Source organism: Staphylococcus sp. GDY8P67P (genome assembly GCF_017892545.1).
Classification (GTDB): Bacteria; Bacillota; Bacilli; order Staphylococcales; family Staphylococcaceae; genus Staphylococcus; species Staphylococcus ureilyticus.
Map to the genome: position 1 here is coordinate 20,781 of NZ_JAESLH010000025.1, position 18,421 is coordinate 39,201.

Genomic DNA, 18,421 nt, shown 5'->3' on the forward strand with positions numbered 1-18,421 from the left:
TTTTTTGTTCTTATTATCATAATAAGAACCCCTCACTTGCCCATCAACATAATGTTGCTTGCAAGTGTTTATTTAATCGTGAATTGAAATCACGAACGGAATAATTATACAACTATTGCATTAATTAGTCAAATAGTACACTAACAGATTCTCTTTCATATACGCGCACAATAGCTTGTGCTAATAAACCTGCAACTGACAGTTCTTTAGTATTGGCTGGTTTACGATTTTCATCTAATTGAATTGAATTTGTAACGACTAGCTCTTTAATCGCTGAATTTTCAATACGTTCTTTAGCTGGGCCTGATAAGACAGGGTGTGTACAACATGCATAAACATCTTTTGCTCCTTTATCTTTGAGCGCTTGAGCTGCTAATGTAATCGTACCGGCTGTATCGATGATATCGTCGATAATTATCGCTGTGCGACCTTCAATTTCACCAACAATATTCATTACTTCAGCCACATTAGGTTTAGGACGTCGTTTATCTATGATTGCAATTGGTGTTTTAAGAATATCTGCAAGTTTGCGTGCTCTCGTTACACCACCGTGGTCTGGAGAAACTACAACACATTCCTCTGGGTCAATGTCTGTATCATTTTGGAAGTATTCTGCTAAAATCGGAACACCCATCAAGTGATCTATTGGCATATTGAAGAACCCTTGGATTTGTGGTGCATGCAAATCTAAGGCAATCATGCGATCTGCGCCAGCAGTTTCGATTAAGTTTGCAACTAATTTTGCTGTGATTGGTTCACGGCTGCGCGCTTTTCTATCTTGACGTGCGTACCCATAGTATGGCACTACGATATTAATATTGGCTGCTGAAGCACGTTTGCAAGCATCAATCATAATTAATAATTCCATTAAATGTAAGTTTACTGGATTAGAAGTAGGTTGAATAATAAATACGTCACAACCACGAATACTTTCTTCAATATTAATTTGAATTTCTCCATCGCTAAAACGTTTTACAGAACATTTTCCTAGCTCGATTCCAACATTATCTGCTACTTCTTGGGCTAAGGGCTCATTACCTTTTAAAGAGAATATTTTCAAAGCAGAATTCTTATACTCATTGTTTAACATTTATAGTCCTCCAATTAATTCATTCAATTAGTTTCGTTCATAGACAAAGTTATATTTATTTCATTAATCTACAAAATGTCGATTGAGGTCTTACTTAGATCTACATTATATTTATGTGATTAGAATCATAATCTAATCGTGTCTATTTTTTCAAATAACCTTCTTTAGTTGTTTGTCTCGCTCTTGCTAATGCTAAACTATCATGTGGCACGTTATCAGTAATGGTAGAACCTGCAGCTATAAATGATCTATCACCTAAAGTAACTGGTGCTACTAAGTTGGTGTTACAACCTATAAATGAATCATTGCCGATGATTGTTTTTGATTTATGCTTACCATCATAGTTTACTGTGATAGAACCACAACCTACATTCGTACGTTCACCAATTTCTGCATCACCAATATAACTTAAATGCGGTAATTTAGCACCTGTTTTCACGACTGATTTCTTAACTTCTACAAAGTTTCCAACTTTAACATTTTCACCTAAGTCTGCCCCAGGACGTAATTGAGCAAACGGTCCAATTGTAGTATTGTCACCTACAACTGATTCGTTAATCACCGATTGCTTAATTGTAACGTTTGAACCTATTTTACTATTAAGAATTTCTGTGTTTTGGCCAACAATGGTATCTTCGCCAATTTCACAACTACCAGCTAATTTCACATTTGCTTCAATTGTAACATCCATGGCGATTTTTACATCTGCACCTATATATGTAGTAGCAGGATCGATAAGTGTTACACCGTTTCTCATATGGAAGTCATTGATACGTTTTCTATAAGCTGCCTCTGCCTCACTTAACATTAGACGATCGTTGACCCCCATTATTTCTTCAAAATTATCTGTACGATATATTTCAACCGTTCCTTGTGCTTGTAAAATAAGAGATAAAACGTCAGGTAAATAATATTCAGCTTGGACATTATCATTTTTTACCAATTTCAATTTTTCAAAAAGTAATTTATTATCAAATGCAAAAATACCTGAGCTAATTTCATTGATTTGTTGTTCATCTGCTGTTGCATCTTTCTGCTCTACAATCTTAACTAAATGATCATTGCCATCTCTCACAATACGACCATAACCATATGGATTACTCGTCGTCGCTGATAAAACTGTTGCATCAGCTTGATTGCGCTCATGATGTTCTAATAATGATTTAAGTGTCTCTCCAGTTATTAATGGCGTATCACCACAAACCACTAATGTTGTACCTTGTTCGTCTTTCAAGTGCTCACTTGCCATTTCAACAGCATGTGCAGTACCGAGTTGTTCGTCTTGGAAACTATATAATGATGTATCTCCTAACGTTTCTTTCACGCTTTCTGCACCGTGGCCAACAATGGTCACAAGATTTTCTACTCCAGATTGTTTAACGTTATCAACGACATGTTCAATCATTGATTTGCCCGCAACCTCATGTAGTACTTTGTATTTCTTAGATTTCATACGTGTACCTTTTCCAGCTGCAAGTACTATTGCATGTCTTTGCATGTGTGTAACCCTCCATTAAATTATACACTTCTATATTATTATAATTTAACGCTAGTACCACTTTCAAGGCTCAAAACCCTAATGTTATACAATGGAAACAATTCAAGTTATTTTCTATCAACTTCACATATTCATAATTGTCATCTTTGACTGACACAAATCATCACAAAATGTTTTTCACAAACTGATTTCATACTTTGTGAAAAATTATATATTTTAGATGTCACACCGTTACTAATTTAAATGTCAGTTTTTCAATTATTAAAATAACTTGTAATTATTTAGAATAGTTTTTGATTTATTTGAAAACAAAAAAATATATTTTTGTCACCTTTTCATTATAATAATTTATTTCAATTCTTTATATTCTTATTTTTGAGTAAGACACAAAAAGACCAATCCGTTAGCATACGAATTGGTCTTTTTTATATTAAGATTGAGATCTATGTCCCAAGCCCTTTTTAATTTGATTCATCTTTTATATTAAGCTTCATCATTTGTTTCTTCTGATGATTGAGCATTTTTATCAGGGATAACTTCATCCGTTTCGTCATAAACTTTCATAACCGCATCTTGAATTTCTTGTCTCATTTCTGAATTAATTGGATGCGCGATATCACGAAATTCACCATCTGGTGTTCTTTTACTTGGCATTGCGACGAATAGACCTGAGTTGCCTTCAATCACTCTTAAATCATGTACCACAAATGATTCATCTAGAGTTATTGAAACTAAAGCTTTCATTCTTCCATCTGTTTGTATTTTTCTAAGTCTTACATCTGTCACTTTCATGTAGTGAGCCCCCCTAGTATCTCTTTGTTAGAAGCTTAACAATTTCATTAAAAATTATAAATCCCTTAAATTACTTCACTTCTGCGATTACTTCAATTTCAACTTTTACATCTTTAGGTAATCTTGCGACTTCGACACAACTTCTTGCCGGTTGATGTTTCGCAAAATATTCACCATAAACTTCATTTATATTTTGAAATTCATTCATATCAGCAATGAATATTGTTGCTTTGATTACTGAATCTATATCCGATCCAGCTTCATCTAATACAACTTTTACATTTTCTAAGACTTGTTTCGTTTGTGCTTTCACATCATCACTAACAATTTCACCATCTAAATTTAATGGGATTTGTCCTGATGTAAACACAAGTCCGTTAATGACCGTTGCATGTGAGTATGGCCCCAATGCTTCCGGTGCTTTTGATGTGTTGACTACTTTCATGATGTTGATCCGCTCCTTTAAGTAAATTTAGTTAAACTGTTGCCATTTTCCACTTTAAATTCCTGATTGTATTCATCTACATCAGACAATCTAACTAAGGAAGTATAATCTTCAATTAATCTTTGCTTAACTTCTTTTGATTCTACTAATACGGATACCCCTTTAACATGTGCTTTAAACTCATTCATTAAATTCATTACACCGTTAATAGAACCACCTGCACGCATAAAATCATCCACAACGAGGACATTAGAGTTTTCTGGTAATGTACGCTTAGATAATACCATCGTTTCTATCTTTCTAGTAGAACCTGATACATAATTTATCGAAACCGTAGAACCTTCGGTTACTTTATTATCTTTCCTTATCACTACCACTGGTAAATTCAATACATTAGCTACTGCATTGGCTAATGAGATACCTTTTGTAGCAATAGTTACAACCGCATCTAACTCTTGATCCATATAAAGCGTTGCAATTAATTTCCCCACCTTATTCAATAAAGTTGGGTTCCCCATTAAATCTGATAAGAATAAATAACCACCTGGTAACAGTCTATCTTTTTCTTGCAGAAGTTCGATAACTTCATCTACGACTTCACTTGCTTCTGCTTTACTCATCTGTGGCTTATATGTAACGCCACCACTAGCTCCAGCGGTCGTTATTACTGTGCCCAACTTTTCTTTTTGAAAAGTAGACTTAATAATTTGTACATCTTCACTGATGGATGATTTTGCTTGCTTAAATTTTTGTACAAAAAACGTTAAAGGTATTAATTTATTGGGGTTATTCATCAAGTATTGTGTCATAAAAACAATACGTTCACTTCTTTTATAGCGCATTTTCTTCATCCCTTCTCACTAACCTAATAATCTTGCAATATAGACTTCATTACAACAACCATTGACTGCATTATATACATGCCTAGCTTGTCGTTCTTTTTGCGTTAATCCATATACGGTTGGACCACTCCCACTCATTACAGCACCATCTGCTCCATTTTCAAGCATATTTTCTTTAATTTTATAGATTTCTGAATACATTTCTCCAGAGATAGGTTCCAATCTGTTTGAAAGACTATTACATAATAATTCATAATTCCCTGTATCCAATGCTTCTTTACAAGTTTCAGTATAAACCTCATGTTCTTGAGTTAAATCTAGCTTTTTAAAAATATCTGGGGAGGAAATGCCTATATCTGGCTTGGCAACAATAACCCATGCCGACGGTGGTTTGTTCATAAACCCAATTAACTCACCTTTTCCTCTACAAAAAGCAGTTTTCCCATATATACAAAAAGGAATATCCGTGCCTATTTGTATTCCTAACTCACATAGTTCTTCTAAAGGTCTATTTAACTTATATAGTCGATTCATTCCTCTCAATGTTGCAGCGGCGTCTGTCGATCCACCTGCAAGGCCAGCTGAAACTGGGATATCTTTATCTATCGTAATCGTCACACCTTGCTGTAAATTATAAGTTTCTTTCATTAACGCTGCTGCTTTGTAGGCCAAATTTTTATTATCGGAGGGAACATAACTTTGCTCTACGTCTACAACTATTTTTTTATCTTTTCGCAGTTCAAAAGATAAACGATCATTAAGATCAATCGTTGTCATAATCATTTCAACTTCATGAAAACCATCATCTCTTTTGAAGAGTGTGTCCAACGTTAAATTTATTTTTGCTGGCGCAGTCTCATAAATCATATTCCCACCCTCTTTCAATTCGATATGGTAATAAAATGATTTTAACATATTGTTATACTTGCGTTATTCTTTTTTTTAAATTTATAAGTTATTTATCCAATTTACCTTACTTATGACTTAAATTAATCTGACATATAAAATAAGCGGTTAATTCCTTATTTTACATTAATATTTTGACGTAACAAAACTATATCTCCTTAATTCTGATGCGCTTTATATTATTTCAAAAAGAAAAAGGTATATTGATGATTATTCACCAACATACCTTTTACTAATCAATCTCATTATTAATGTCTTAAATAAAAATATGGTTGCTTTAACCAAAATTTCAATTTATATTACTGCTATTTAGTGTGCAATTGCTTCTTGATGATTATCATCTTCAAAAGAAACTTGTACGTTTTCTGTTAAAACGTCAGTGTATGTATATGATACACGCTCAAAATTATGAATATCTTGGTCTAGTTCAACAATAAAAACGGATGGGTACGTTTCTTTTAAAACACCGCTACGCTCAATTGTTTTTTTACGACCACCATTCGCTTTCAGTACAATACGGTTTCCTAATTGACAATCAAGTGAATTTTTGATGTCTCCAATAGATTTTGGCATATTGCTCCACCTCGCTACAAGTTGTATAATAACACATTTAGCGCGATTTTGTCAAATAAACATCAATTTTAGCAAGGTGAAACGCAGTTGTCAATCATTTAAAATGCTAATTCTGGGAAATTTTTCAATTCATTATATAATTTTGCAAATTCTTTTATAGAAAGTGTTTCTCCCCGTCTTTTAGGGTTAATGCCACTGGCTTCCAACCAATTCACAATGATTTCTTTATTTGCTTTTCCATCCACAAACAAACTTTGATAATTATTGTTAATGGTTTTTCTTCTTTGTCCGAATGCGGCTTTTGACATTTTGAAAAACTTATCTTCATCGTCTACATCGACAAGTGGTTGATCACGTTTCATTAATTTCACAACGATTGAATCTACGTTTGGTGGTGGTAAAAATACCGTTTTGGGCACAGTCAGCACTTTGCTCGTTTCTGTATAAAACTGTGCGACTATAGAAAGGGAGCCATAAGCTTTCGTGCCTACTTCGGCGTTTAATCGCTCACCAACTTCTTTTTGCATCATAACCACATAACCATCAATCGGTAATTTTTGTTGCATTAAGTTTAATAAAATAGGTGTAGTTATATAATATGGTAAGTTAGCAACAACTAAAATTTGGTCACAATCTGCTAGTTCATGTGTCACATAATGCGCAATATCCGCTTTCAATATATCTTCATTGATTACTGTAACATTGTTATATGGTGCCATTGTTTCATTCAATACTGGTATTAAGCGTTGATCAATTTCAAATGCAATCACTTTTTTTGCACTTTTAGCTAATTGTTCTGTCAATGATCCCATGCCCGGTCCTACTTCAATAACACCTGTTCGTTCATCTATGTGACTGGCATCAATAATATTATGAATAATGTTGACATCGATTAAAAAGTTTTGTCCTAAACTTTTTTTGAAACTAAAACCATAATGATTTAAAAGTGCCTTTGTTCGCGATGGTGTGGCAATATCTTTCATATCCAATTATTTTTCACTTCCTTTATTATCTTTCAAGGCATTTCTAACATCTTCTTCTGTATAACCAAAAGCATTTAACTTGTTAAGTAGTTGTTTGCCGTTAGAATGACCGATATGAAGTTTTCTTCCTAAAATTTCTCTTTTTCTACGCGCGTCTTTACCAATTATTAATCCAAGATCAATCAGAACTTCCTTACTGATACTTTCATGCCCCTCTTCGAATGGTGTACTTACATAAATCAAAGCTTCTTTTATGTCTTCAATTTTCGCATGTTCGACACCTATTTTACCACGTTTACTTTTAGCTTTTTCTCGATCAATATAAGCGTGTTTAACCCCTGGAATATATTTTTTTATCGTATTACGAATTTTATCACCTGGGAAATCAGGGTCTGTTAGAACAATGACACCTCGAGTTTCATATGCTTGTGCAATCACATTTAAAGTTTTTTCGTCAATTGCACTTCCATTTGTTTCAATTGTGTCGCAATCCACAGCGCTTTTGACCCGCTCTGTATCATCTCTGCCCTCTACTACAATAAATTCATTTATCTTCATTTATTGTGACACCTTTCGTTTTTACTTCATTTTAGAAAAATTAAAAAGGTATCGGCATAAATTATGGTTACTCTTAGTATTCACTAGACCAACTAAGCCATATTTCAGACCGATACCTTTAAAATAATATCTTTATGCTTTTAATTTAAACAAACGTTCAGCGTTCTCAGTCGTTTGACGACAAACGTCTTCATAGCTAACTTCACGTAACTCAGCAATTTGCTCAGCTACTAAAGTTACACGTGCTGGTTCATTTCGCTTCCCTCTATAAGGATGTGGCGATAGGAACGGTGCATCTGTTTCAACTAATAATCTATCGAATGGTACATGTTTAGCAACTTCTTTAGGCTGTTTTGCATTTTTAAATGTAACAGGGCCTCCTAATGATACATAGAAATTCAATTTATTAATGACATCGTCAGCAATCTCAGGAGAAGCACTAAAACTATGCATAATACCGCCGATTTCTTCTGCATGCTCTTCTTTTAAAATATCCACACAGTCTTGTGTCGCCTCTCTATTATGAATAATAATTGGTAAATTCACACGCTTAGCTAGTGCAATTTGCTTTCTAAAAAGGGCTTGTTGGACATCTTTTGGAGACTTATCCCAATGATAATCTAAGCCAGTTTCACCAATTCCAATAACTTTAGGATGTGCTGCCAACTTTTCTATCCATGCCAATCTTTCTTCTGTGCAATCAATAGCATCTACAGGGTGCCATCCAATAATACCGTATATAAAGTCATATTGATCTATTAACTCCATCGTACGTTCAACGGTTGGTGTATCAAAGCCTACTACAAACATACGATCTACGCCATTATCTCTTGCACGCTCAATAACCGCTTCTAAATCTTCATCGTATTGTTCTGCATTTAAATGAACATGTGTATCGATTAGCATATTAAATCGCTCCCTTTATCTATGATTACTTAATTACTGCACCATTTGGAATTGCATTCGGAAGACTTACCAGTGTAAGTACACCATCTTTTTCAGCAGATAAAATCATACCTTCTGATTTTCGTCCCATTAATTTAGCTGGCTTCAAGTTGGTAACTACCGCAACTTTTTTGCCGATAATATCTTCGGGTTGATAGAACTTGGCAATACCTGAAACAATTTGACGTTGTTCATTATCTAAATCAACTTGGATTTTTAATAATTTGTCAGATTTTTTTACATTCTCAGCATCAATAATCGTTGCTGCTTTGATTTCTACTTTATCAAAATCTTTGATATCAATTTGTGATTTACTAGGTACTTCTGCTTTCGCTTCTTCCACCTTATCTGGTTGCATAGATTGCTTAATATATTCTATTTCAGCATCACTTTCTAAGCGTGGGAAAATAGGTTGTGGCTTACTACTTACCATAATTGGCTCGGTTAATGCACCATATTGTTTAATACTGCTAAATTCATATAATTCAGGTGAATTGATATTTAGCTGTTCAAAAATTTGTCTTGGTGCATTTGTTAAGAATGGTCTTAATAACACTGCAATGATACGAATATTTTCTACTAAATGAGCCATAACATTACCGAGCATTTCTTTCTGGTTCTCATCTTTCGCTAGAATCCAAGGCGTAGTTTCATCAATATATTTATTCGTTCTACTTATAAATTTCCATATTGTTGAAAGCGCTACTGAGAATTGCAAATTATCCATATTTTCATGGAATGTTTTCACAGTATCAAGCGCCAATTGTTCCATTTCTTCATCGAGTTCGTGCTTAGGACCTTCATAAGCTGGTAGTTCGCCATTAAAGTATTTATTAACCATTGAAATGGTACGGTTAACTAGGTTACCTAAATCATTCGCCAGATCATAATTTGTGCGTTCTACGAATCCTTCTGGCGTAAATACACCATCAGAACCAAATGGTAACTCACGCATTAAATAATAGCGTGTTGCATCTAAGCCATAACGATCAATCAACACATTAGGATCTACTACGTTTCCTTTTGATTTACTCATCTTGCCATCTTTCATTAAAATCCATCCATGAGCAAAGACCTTTTTAGGTAATGGAATGTCTAAAGCCATCAATAAAATCGGCCAAATGATAGAATGGAATCTAACAATTTCTTTCGCCATAATATGAATGTCTGCAGGCCAATATTTTTTAAACAAGCTATCATCATCTGATAAGTAGCCAAGTGATGAAATATAGTTTACTAGTGCATCAATCCATACATAAACCACATGTTTCGGATTCGATTGAACATGGATTCCCCAATCGAACGATGTACGAGATACTGCTAAATCTTCTAATCCTGGTTTGATGAAATTATTAATCATCTCATTTTTACGAGATGGTGGTTGAATAAAATCAGGATTTTCATCATAAAATTCTAATAAGCGATCAGTATATTTAGATAAATTAAAGAAATAGCTTTCTTCTTTTACCAATTCTACTTCGTGTCCAGAATCAGGGCTTTTACCTCCGACAATTGCACCGTTCTCATATACAGGATCAACAAGTTGTGTTTCAGTATAATACGTTTCATCCGGTACAGAATACCAACCCTCGTATTCACCAAGATATATGTCACCTTGCGCCAATAAGCGTTCAAATATTTGTTGTACAACTTCTTTGTGACGTGCTTCTGTTGTACGAATAAAGTCATCATTGGATATCTCTAATTTTTTCCATAACGCTTTGATGCCTGAAATCATTTCATCTAAATAATCCAATTCTGATTTCCCTGCTTTTTGCGCTTTTTCTTGTATTTTTTGACCATGTTCATCCGTTCCTGTTAAATATCGAACATCATAGCCTTGCATTCTTTTATAACGTGCGATGACATCACCAGCTGTAGTTGTATATGCATGACCGATATGTAAATTCCCACTCGGATAATATATAGGTGTAGTGATATAAAATGTTTCTTTCGCCATCAATGTTCCTCCTCGTTTCTCTCACTTTAAATATATCTAAATTTATTTTTATTTTCAATGAAGCAGATAAGTGTTCATTTTATATTTATTAATCATTTTAATACGTTTGATGTAGTATAAAATTAAGTATTTGTCCCTCGTCTATTTCCACTCATTTTACAACACGATAAATAATCTCTATCTTATCTACATTACCATAAATCAAGCTTGTTATGGGAATTTTTCACTTGATTTTATTGATAAAATTTCAAAAAATCTATTCTTCTATTTTCTTTTTAACGCTGAAATTTGTTAGCCTAATTTTATACATTGTGATATATATCATATACTTCACTTGTCTTCATTTGTCTTTCTTCAGCAACTTGTTTAATCGCTGCTTTAGGTTTCATATTTTTATTAATGTAGTGCTCAACGTGTTCATGTATCGACATATCTTCAAACCAAGACGTATCTTCTACTGCAATGTCCCCTTCAATGATGATGACAAATTCACCTTTTGTAAGTATGTCGCCTTCATCTAGTTTCATTAGTAATTTTTCAACTTTGTCCGTGATAATTTCTTCGAATTTTTTTGTTAATTCCCTACCTATTGACACATTTCGTTGCGCATCTATTTTATAAATTGCCTTTAATGTATCTTTAACACGGTGCGGTGATTCATAAATAATCAATGTACTATCTTGAAACATGCGTTGTTCTAACAAATCATATTTTGCCTTTTCTTTCCTTGGTAAAAATCCAAGAAATGTGTATGTAAATGAAGGTAATCCACTTGCCATTAATGCAGTCAAGCCAGCATTTGGTCCCGGTACAGTCTCAACTCTGATTCCATTATTTCTTGCAGCTACAACAAGTTCGTATCCAGGATCACTTATCAAAGGTAGGCCAGCATCTGACACTAACGCAATATCAATCCCTTCCTGTAATTGTTGGATTAAATATTCTGTCTGCTGCGCTTTATTATGGTCGTGATAGGATTTCAACGGTGCATGTATATCATAATGTGCACAAAGCTTTTTTGTCACTCGTGTATCTTCACATGCAATCAAGTCTACTGTACGTAATATATCAACTGCTCTATATGTAATATCAGCTAAATTTCCAATCGGTGTGCCTACTAAATACAATGTCGCCATACTTCTACCCCTCACTTATCAACTGTAATTTTTTCTCTCTGGTAAATGTTTTGATTTCATATTCCCGCTTCAAAGCTTCTGATTTAGTATTAAACATTTCTTGATAAACTAACTCTACCGGCCGTCTTATTTTAGTATATTTAGCACCTTGACCGCTATTATGTTTTGCTATTCTTTGTTCTATATCTTTTGCATAACCTGTATATAAACTTCCATCTTTACATCTAACGATATATATATAATGCTTATCCATAATAGATTTCTCTCATTTCTTCTGAATATGTTCCATCTTCATTATAAATATAGAATGGTTGCTGTATGTCTAACCCTTGGTTACCACCTTTTCGTCCTTCAACTACAATTGTTTGTGCTACTTTACCCGGCTTACTATAAATAAAATAAAGCTTTTTAGGTTCTATGCGATAATGTCTCATACTGCTTAAGACATCCATAAGACGGTCAGCACGATGCACAATTAAAAATCTTCCGCCTTCTTTCAATAAGTGTCGTGCTTCAAAACAACAATCATCCAATGTACACATTATCTCATGTCTAGCTATTTTATGTGCATCTTTTTGATGTTGAAATTGTTGATTGACTTTAAAATAAGGCGGATTGCATGTAACAAGACTATACTGTGCTGGTTTAAACGTATGATGTGCTTGCTTCAAATCCATATGATACATATGAATTCTATCGGTTAGATGATTATGAACAATACTTCTTTTCGCCATGTGCACTAATTGTTCTTGTATTTCGATACCTTCAATAAACTGATTACCTTTATGAGATAACAGTAAAGGAATAACGCCATTACCGGAACATAAATCCATAATAACGTCCTTTTTCTTTATTTTTGTAAAATGCGCGAGTAACAAAGCATCCGTTGAAAATGAAAAGACATCATCATTTTGTATAATTTCTAATTTCTCTTTTAGTAAAAAATCATACCTTTCATTTTGCAATAACATTTTTGTAACCTCCAAAAAAGAGGATGAGCCTACGATGCTTCGCTAATGAAGCCTATCGCTTTTCTCATCCTCAACTCCATATTTTTTATTTGTATGAAAAACATTGATACTATTCACTTAGTACTTCAAGACAAAACAAACAGTCGTCGCCTTTTCTATGTTTACCAAATAGCTCTCCGTTGCATATATGAAAACCTTCTTTATATAACATTGCTAAATTATCTTTGCTACGTAATGGGCGTTTAGGTTGATCTTTTTTACCGTTTTCTATTTTCTTAGTTTTTTCTTCTTTATCTATTAATGTTTTTAAATTCTCATTTTCGATTTGTAAGGCGACATTTTCTTCAATTAATTCTACTGTAAGATTTTTTAAATTTAACATGTCACGATTAATTTGATTAATGTTTTCCTCTAAATGAGCTAGATTTTCAAATATGTCGCTTCGATTCAATGTTGTCACGGCCTCCTACTTTAATGTTTCTAATTCTTCCATTTTATATTCTAATGGTTGCTCAAGACCCTCTACTTTAACTTGCATAGAGATATCTAAAATATTCAAGCCCACAACTTTACCATTACCTTCTGGTGTTTCAATGACATCTCCAACATCTGGTAACTGAGCTCTCGCTTCTTCATAATAGTCATTTTCATATTTTAAACAGCACATAAGACGGCCACAAGCACCAGAAATCTTTGAAGGATTTAGCGATAAATTCTGATCTTTAGCCATTTTTATCGAAACTGGTTCAAAATCCCCTAAAAAAGTAGAGCAACATAACGAGCGACCACAAGGTCCAATGCCCCCTAATAATTTCGCTTCATCTCTAACGCCAATTTGTCTTAATTCTATTCTTGTTCTCAGCTTTTGAGCTAAAACCTTCACTAACTTTCTAAAATCTACACGCTCATCTGATGTGAAATTAAAAATAACTTTCGATTTATCTAAAGTAAATTCACAATTCACTAGGCGCATATCTAAATCCTGTTGTTGAATGATATCTTTGCACAAATTCAAAGCATCTTTAGCATCATATTCATTTTGTTCATATTGCATAATATCTTTTTCAGTAGCCTTACGAACAATCTGTTTTAATGGCAACGCTACATCTTCATCAGCTACATTTAATGGTTCATACTTCACTCGTCCAACTTCTAATCCTCGCTTTGATTCGACGACAACCCAGTCGCCCAAGCCTAAGTCAAAATTTTGCGGTGCATAATATTCCATTTTGCCTGAGTGTTGAAAGTGTATGCCTACTACATTTTGCATAATTATTTCACCCCTTTTATGACGATTTGTTCAAATACTAATGTTGGATTTACATTTTGATTTAATTTTTTATGTGCTTCTGTTAACTGATCAAACATTAAAACAATCTGATTATATGATAAATCTTGTGCGTATTGTTTAATTTCAACCTGTAAATCTTGGAATATCATTGCTTCTTCTAATCCTACTTTAGCATGCATAATATCTTCAAAGAAACTGTTAACTGCTGCCAACGATAATAACTGTAAACGTCTGTTTTTAGCTTGTTTTAATAAATCGACAACTGCTATTAATGCCATTGAACGGTTTTTTAATATTAACTGACACCATTTGATGATACTTTTGCGCAAAGCCATTAAATCTGAGTCTTCGTTTAACGCAACTGCAGTCTCTATCTGTGTTGTATAGGCACTTAACAATTCCGCAACAGGTCGAGTGATTTCTCGCTCAACTAATCTATCTATAAAATTCAATTTATTAATTGGTTTAAAATAAACATGTTGGCATCTTGAGTGTATCGTATCTAAAATTTGCTCTGGTTTTGTAGTTAATAAAATGGCAGTGGTATTATCTGGAGGCTCTTCAAGAAATTTTAGTATACTATTTTCACCTTGAATGGTTAATTTTTCAAAGGATTCTATAATATAGACTTTATAATTTCCTTCAATAGGTAATTGATTCATATGATGCACTAATTGCTCTATTTGATCTTTTTTAATAGTTGTTTCCTCAGAAGACACATACATAAAATCTGGATGATTAAATGTTTCTACTTTTAACTGACATTGATCCTCTCCACCACATAAAATCATTTTAGAAAAATCAATCGCAACTTGTTGCATTGTCTGTCCATCGTCACCTTCAAATAAATATGCATGCGATAATTTATTAGATTGATATGCTTTTGTCAGTCTTTCTAGTTCATCCATGTTAATGTTGCTCCTTTATATAAAAAGGCTGCTAATACATAGTGCCTTTACGAATTACATTTAGCATTAACTAATCAAATAGCAACATGTAAGTCGAAAAGTTACCATATACAGCAACCATGTTTTTAGAATTGATGGAAAGCTTCTACTGGCATAACAAATACCGTTGCTCCGCCAACTTCCACTTCAACTGGATAAGGTATATATGAATCAGCACTTCCACCCATCGGGGTAATCGGCGATACAAGTTGTTCTCTATTTCCACAAGTATCATTAATAACCTGTAGCATTTCATCGACACGATTATCTTCTACACCTGATAAGAAAGTTGTATTGCCCGCTCTTAAAAATCCACCTGTTGTTGCAAGTTTTGTCGCTCTAAAATTATGTTTAACAAGTTTGTCTGAAAGTTCCTGACTATCCTGATCTTGTACGATTGCTATAATCATTTTCATACTAAACACCTCTTTTGAATATTATATCATAATTTTTCTAAATAATTGGTGATAGATTCATACGTAGCATTCACTACTTTATCTATACTTTGATCCGCATTAATTACAATAAAGCGCTCAGACTCATTATGAATAATCTTTTTATAACCTTCAACTACTTTTTCATGAAATTTTACATCTTCTTGATCTAATCGATTTTGATTTCTTTGATTTTTTAGTATTCGCTCTCTACCAACTTCGACACTAACATCTAGATAGATTGTTAAGTCTGGATATAATCCATTAATAGCAAATTCATTAATAGATTTAACTTCTTCTATACCTATACCCCTTGCATACCCTTGATATGCTAATGAACTATCAATATAACGATCACATAGAACAATATGATCATTATCTAATGCTGGAATAACTTTACCTACGAGGTGTTCCCGTCTTGATGCAGCAAATAATAATGCTTCAGTACGGTCATCCATATCTTCTCCCTCTAACAATACTTCTCTTATTTGCTCTCCTGTCTTCACGCCTCCTGGCTCTCTTGTAAGTACGATATTATACTCATGTTTGAGTTTTTCTGCAACTTGTTGTATTACAGTTGTTTTTCCAGAACCTTCTGGCCCCTCAAAAGTTATAAAAGCTGACATCTTATTCATCCTTAATTTCTATTTTAAAATTTTTTATTCCTTCTACTCTTTGTTGCTGTTCACACCAATAATTCATTAATTTTACCATATCTTCTGTGATTTTTTCTCCTTTAAACATTATTGGAATACCAGGAGGATACGGCACAATGTGATTAGCTAATATTTTATTTTCTGCATATTTAATGTCTATTTTCCGCACATTATGTATTTCGCCACCATAATACATACTACTCCCCGTTCTATACGGTACGCTGACATTTATATCGTGCTGTCTTTCTACTAATTGAACCTTTTCAATCCTTGATAGTAATTCATCAAATGGGAATTGATCACCTTCATGCCACAACGGCAAGACCATTAACACTTGAAAGTCATCAGCCAATTCAACATAAATATGGTGTGCTTCAAAGTATGATTGTAATTCGTAACCATGATACCCTCTGCATCTTACATTTAGTTTTAGTGGGTCATCAACCTCAACAATTTCGAACCCTTTGTTTTCCAATTGTTGAACCAATTGTTCTCTCTTTTGAAAAAAGTATTCGCTATGATAGTCGTCATAAAATTTTTGTGCCAGTTCTAGGCTACTCATTAATAAATATGATGGACTAGAAGATTGAAAATAGGATAAATATCTTATGACTGCTTCTCGACAAGGTGCCTTTTTATGAATAAATATCACTGAACTCATCGTTAGAGATGGCAGTGTTTTATGATATGACTGCACAACATAATCCGCGCCCATGTTCAATGCCGTTTCTGGAAAATGTTCAAATCCTAGATGTGCACCATGAGCTTCATCGATTAGCATTGGTATTTTCAAAGTTTTTAAAAGTTCTGTAACAGTTTTTATATCAAAACATTCACCATAATAATTAGGATAAGTAAACACTGCTAGTTTACTATCTTTCACTTGATCATATAATGACGTTTTGTCAGGCCCTAGATATTGATTCGTAGCGTCACTGATATCCATTTTTAATAATTGTGCCTTTGCCTTTATTAAATCTAATGCATGAAATACAGACTTATGTACATTGCGCGCTATCGCATATTCACCATTTTTTGAAGAAAACGCTTGAATCACTGACAATATTCCTGAAGTAGTACCATTCACTAAATAATAAGCATCATAATCAGGGTGTTTGTCAACATTCTTCATGCTTTCAGCTATTACTGACTCAGGAGAATGTAAGTCATCAAGTCCTGTAATTTCTGTCATATCCATTTTAAAATCCAATTGATTCAAGTACCCAATAGTCATATTTTTATGTCCAGGTACATGTAATGAAATAGGTTCTTCAGCTAATAGTCCTTTCAATTTATGTAACAACGATTTGCTCATGCTTATCCTCGCTTTTCAATTCAATATTTCTTGTTTCATTACAATTCCACTATATAAATAATAAAATTAACATTACCTTATAAAACAGTATAACGTTGTAATCTTCTACATTTTAACATAATAATATAAAAAAATGCGTGCACTTAAAAACCATAGTTTTAAAGTATCACGCCTTTATGAATTAATGATATTGATACATGAACTTAACTCATTCTGTTAAAATTCTTTTTATGCAAAAAAGACCCTTTCGGGTCTTGATTGCCTGTAAAGCCACACTTCTTAATTTTAATTTTTACGTTTGACACTTATATATCTTATACATTTATATGTTATTGAAATAGTGTGGCTTATACATGAGCTTTAGCTCATGTATTCCTCTTTACCTACTCTTGCGGAACGTAAGTCAGCTACCTTCGGCGCTAAGCAGCTTTTCTGACTTCAGGCAAGCGTTCGTAAAGTACCACTCTCATTTATTGAGATAGCGGTACTTATGCATGAGTTTTTGCTCATGCATTCCTTTTACTTTTTCACGCTTTCCTCACTCACTTACCGCTTGTAAGCTCGTTTCGTCTCTCGTTTACTTCGTCAGCTTCAAACGCTTTCTTTTGTCAGTTTGCAGTTCTTCGAACTGGGAAGTTAAGCTCCTTTTATGTAAAAAAAAGAGACCTCTCGGTCTCGGCTCATCGCATCCTATTTACTTGCCTGTAAAGTCACACTTCTTAATTTTAATTTTTACCTTTCACACTTATATATCTTATGAATTTATATGTTATTGGAATAGTGTGACTTATGCATGAGCTTTAGCTCATGTATTCCTCTTTACCTACTCTTGCGGAACGTAAGTCAGCTACCATCGGTGCTAAGCAGCTTTTCTGACTTCAGGCAAGCGTTCGCATCTTTCCTCAATTTCACGCTTTCCTCACTCACTTACCACTTGTAAGCTCGTTTCGTCTTTCGTTTACTTCGTCAGCTTCAAACGCTTTCTTTTGTCAGTTTACAGTTCTTCGAACTGGAAGTTAAGCTCCTGTTACGTAAAAAAAAGACCCTGTCGGGTCTTGATTGCCTGGCAACGTCCTACT

At 33.7% G+C, this 18,421-nt stretch carries 20 protein-coding genes; all 20 read right to left on the reverse strand.

Features of this window, described 5'->3' with window-relative positions:
- Positions 1-124: 124 nt before the first annotated feature.
- Positions 125-1,090, reverse strand: a complete 966-nt coding sequence (locus KA833_RS10210; RefSeq protein ID WP_046206556.1) for a ribose-phosphate diphosphokinase — start codon at positions 1,088-1,090, stop codon at positions 125-127.
- A 142-nt stretch (positions 1,091-1,232) separates the two neighbouring features.
- Entirely contained in the window at positions 1,233-2,588 is a 1,356-nt protein-coding gene (glmU, locus tag KA833_RS10215; protein ID WP_064209948.1) for a bifunctional UDP-N-acetylglucosamine diphosphorylase/glucosamine-1-phosphate N-acetyltransferase GlmU, read from the reverse strand.
- A 483-nt stretch (positions 2,589-3,071) separates the two neighbouring features.
- Complete coding sequence (gene spoVG, locus KA833_RS10220; RefSeq protein ID WP_019467718.1) at positions 3,072-3,380, reverse strand: septation regulator SpoVG; 309 nt, start codon at positions 3,378-3,380, stop codon at positions 3,072-3,074.
- A 70-nt stretch (positions 3,381-3,450) separates the two neighbouring features.
- The gene (locus KA833_RS10225) at positions 3,451-3,825 is read right to left on the reverse strand and encodes a RidA family protein (protein ID WP_046206558.1); all 375 of its coding nucleotides are present in this window, start codon (positions 3,823-3,825) and stop codon (positions 3,451-3,453) included.
- A 17-nt stretch (positions 3,826-3,842) separates the two neighbouring features.
- Entirely contained in the window at positions 3,843-4,667 is an 825-nt protein-coding gene (gene purR / locus KA833_RS10230) for a pur operon repressor (protein WP_046206559.1), read from the reverse strand.
- Between the two features lie 18 nt (positions 4,668-4,685).
- Positions 4,686-5,534, reverse strand: coding sequence for a 4-(cytidine 5'-diphospho)-2-C-methyl-D-erythritol kinase (gene ispE, locus KA833_RS10235; RefSeq protein WP_046206560.1), 849 nt, complete (start codon positions 5,532-5,534; stop codon positions 4,686-4,688).
- A gap of 348 nt (positions 5,535-5,882) precedes the next feature.
- Complete coding sequence (gene veg, locus KA833_RS10240; protein WP_019467722.1) at positions 5,883-6,146, reverse strand: biofilm formation stimulator Veg; 264 nt, start codon at positions 6,144-6,146, stop codon at positions 5,883-5,885.
- Between the two features lie 98 nt (positions 6,147-6,244).
- Positions 6,245-7,129 (reverse strand): 16S rRNA (adenine(1518)-N(6)/adenine(1519)-N(6))-dimethyltransferase RsmA, encoded by an 885-nt coding sequence (rsmA, locus tag KA833_RS10245; protein ID WP_169926878.1) that lies wholly within the window; start codon positions 7,127-7,129, stop codon positions 6,245-6,247.
- A gap of 6 nt (positions 7,130-7,135) precedes the next feature.
- Positions 7,136-7,687, reverse strand: coding sequence for a ribonuclease M5 (gene rnmV / locus KA833_RS10250; RefSeq protein WP_046206562.1), 552 nt, complete (start codon positions 7,685-7,687; stop codon positions 7,136-7,138).
- Between the two features lie 132 nt (positions 7,688-7,819).
- A complete protein-coding gene (locus KA833_RS10255) occupies positions 7,820-8,593 on the reverse strand; it encodes a TatD family hydrolase (RefSeq protein ID WP_046206563.1) in 774 nt (257 codons plus the stop codon).
- 25 nt (positions 8,594-8,618) lie between these two features.
- Positions 8,619-10,592 (reverse strand): methionine--tRNA ligase, encoded by a 1,974-nt coding sequence (gene metG, locus KA833_RS10260; RefSeq protein WP_046206564.1) that lies wholly within the window; start codon positions 10,590-10,592, stop codon positions 8,619-8,621.
- Positions 10,593-10,894: 302 nt separating this feature from the next.
- Positions 10,895-11,728, reverse strand: coding sequence for a 16S rRNA (cytidine(1402)-2'-O)-methyltransferase (gene rsmI / locus KA833_RS10265; protein ID WP_070039624.1), 834 nt, complete (start codon positions 11,726-11,728; stop codon positions 10,895-10,897).
- A 4-nt stretch (positions 11,729-11,732) separates the two neighbouring features.
- Entirely contained in the window at positions 11,733-11,981 is a 249-nt protein-coding gene (locus tag KA833_RS10270) for a GIY-YIG nuclease family protein (RefSeq protein WP_046206566.1), read from the reverse strand.
- A complete protein-coding gene (locus KA833_RS10275; RefSeq protein ID WP_046206567.1) occupies positions 11,974-12,699 on the reverse strand; it encodes a tRNA1(Val) (adenine(37)-N6)-methyltransferase in 726 nt (241 codons plus the stop codon). Before KA833_RS10275 ends, KA833_RS10270 begins: the two co-directional genes overlap by 8 nt.
- Before the next feature lie 109 nt (positions 12,700-12,808).
- Entirely contained in the window at positions 12,809-13,150 is a 342-nt protein-coding gene (yabA, locus tag KA833_RS10280) for a DNA replication initiation control protein YabA (protein WP_046206568.1), read from the reverse strand.
- Positions 13,151-13,165: 15 nt separating this feature from the next.
- A complete protein-coding gene (locus KA833_RS10285) occupies positions 13,166-13,969 on the reverse strand; it encodes a PSP1 domain-containing protein (protein WP_046206569.1) in 804 nt (267 codons plus the stop codon).
- Between the two features lie 2 nt (positions 13,970-13,971).
- A complete protein-coding gene (locus KA833_RS10290; RefSeq protein WP_210127889.1) occupies positions 13,972-14,898 on the reverse strand; it encodes a DNA polymerase III subunit delta' C-terminal domain-containing protein in 927 nt (308 codons plus the stop codon).
- 125 nt (positions 14,899-15,023) lie between these two features.
- The gene (locus KA833_RS10295) at positions 15,024-15,353 is read right to left on the reverse strand and encodes a cyclic-di-AMP receptor (protein WP_046206571.1); all 330 of its coding nucleotides are present in this window, start codon (positions 15,351-15,353) and stop codon (positions 15,024-15,026) included.
- A gap of 26 nt (positions 15,354-15,379) precedes the next feature.
- The gene (tmk, locus tag KA833_RS10300; protein WP_046206572.1) at positions 15,380-15,997 is read right to left on the reverse strand and encodes a dTMP kinase; all 618 of its coding nucleotides are present in this window, start codon (positions 15,995-15,997) and stop codon (positions 15,380-15,382) included.
- A 1-nt stretch (position 15,998) separates the two neighbouring features.
- Positions 15,999-17,342, reverse strand: a complete 1,344-nt coding sequence (locus KA833_RS10305) for an aminotransferase class I/II-fold pyridoxal phosphate-dependent enzyme (RefSeq protein WP_070039618.1) — start codon at positions 17,340-17,342, stop codon at positions 15,999-16,001.
- Positions 17,343-18,421 lie beyond the last annotated feature (1,079 nt).

What these genes read in the sequence shown, in the direction of transcription:
- KA833_RS10210 (WP_046206556.1), bottom strand. Translation starts at nt 1,090, where the DNA reads ATGTTAAACAATGAGTATAAGAATTCTGCTTTGAAAATATTCTCTTTA.
- glmU (WP_064209948.1), bottom strand. Translation starts at nt 2,588, where the DNA reads ATGCAAAGACATGCAATAGTACTTGCAGCTGGAAAAGGTACACGTATG.
- spoVG (WP_019467718.1), bottom strand. Translation starts at nt 3,380, where the DNA reads ATGAAAGTGACAGATGTAAGACTTAGAAAAATACAAACAGATGGAAGA.
- KA833_RS10225 (WP_046206558.1), bottom strand. Translation starts at nt 3,825, where the DNA reads ATGAAAGTAGTCAACACATCAAAAGCACCGGAAGCATTGGGGCCATAC.
- purR (WP_046206559.1), bottom strand. Translation starts at nt 4,667, where the DNA reads ATGCGCTATAAAAGAAGTGAACGTATTGTTTTTATGACACAATACTTG.
- ispE (WP_046206560.1), bottom strand. Translation starts at nt 5,534, where the DNA reads ATGATTTATGAGACTGCGCCAGCAAAAATAAATTTAACGTTGGACACA.
- veg (WP_019467722.1), bottom strand. Translation starts at nt 6,146, where the DNA reads ATGCCAAAATCTATTGGAGACATCAAAAATTCACTTGATTGTCAATTA.
- rsmA (WP_169926878.1), bottom strand. Translation starts at nt 7,129, where the DNA reads ATGAAAGATATTGCCACACCATCGCGAACAAAGGCACTTTTAAATCAT.
- rnmV (WP_046206562.1), bottom strand. Translation starts at nt 7,687, where the DNA reads ATGAAGATAAATGAATTTATTGTAGTAGAGGGCAGAGATGATACAGAG.
- KA833_RS10255 (WP_046206563.1), bottom strand. Translation starts at nt 8,593, where the DNA reads ATGCTAATCGATACACATGTTCATTTAAATGCAGAACAATACGATGAA.
- metG (WP_046206564.1), bottom strand. Translation starts at nt 10,592, where the DNA reads ATGGCGAAAGAAACATTTTATATCACTACACCTATATATTATCCGAGT.
- rsmI (WP_070039624.1), bottom strand. Translation starts at nt 11,728, where the DNA reads ATGGCGACATTGTATTTAGTAGGCACACCGATTGGAAATTTAGCTGAT.
- KA833_RS10270 (WP_046206566.1), bottom strand. Translation starts at nt 11,981, where the DNA reads ATGGATAAGCATTATATATATATCGTTAGATGTAAAGATGGAAGTTTA.
- KA833_RS10275 (WP_046206567.1), bottom strand. Translation starts at nt 12,699, where the DNA reads ATGTTATTGCAAAATGAAAGGTATGATTTTTTACTAAAAGAGAAATTA.
- KA833_RS10285 (WP_046206569.1), bottom strand. Translation starts at nt 13,969, where the DNA reads ATGCAAAATGTAGTAGGCATACACTTTCAACACTCAGGCAAAATGGAA.
- KA833_RS10290 (WP_210127889.1), bottom strand. Translation starts at nt 14,898, where the DNA reads ATGGATGAACTAGAAAGACTGACAAAAGCATATCAATCTAATAAATTA.
- KA833_RS10295 (WP_046206571.1), bottom strand. Translation starts at nt 15,353, where the DNA reads ATGAAAATGATTATAGCAATCGTACAAGATCAGGATAGTCAGGAACTT.
- tmk (WP_046206572.1), bottom strand. Translation starts at nt 15,997, where the DNA reads ATGTCAGCTTTTATAACTTTTGAGGGGCCAGAAGGTTCTGGAAAAACA.
- KA833_RS10305 (WP_070039618.1), bottom strand. Translation starts at nt 17,342, where the DNA reads ATGAGCAAATCGTTGTTACATAAATTGAAAGGACTATTAGCTGAAGAA.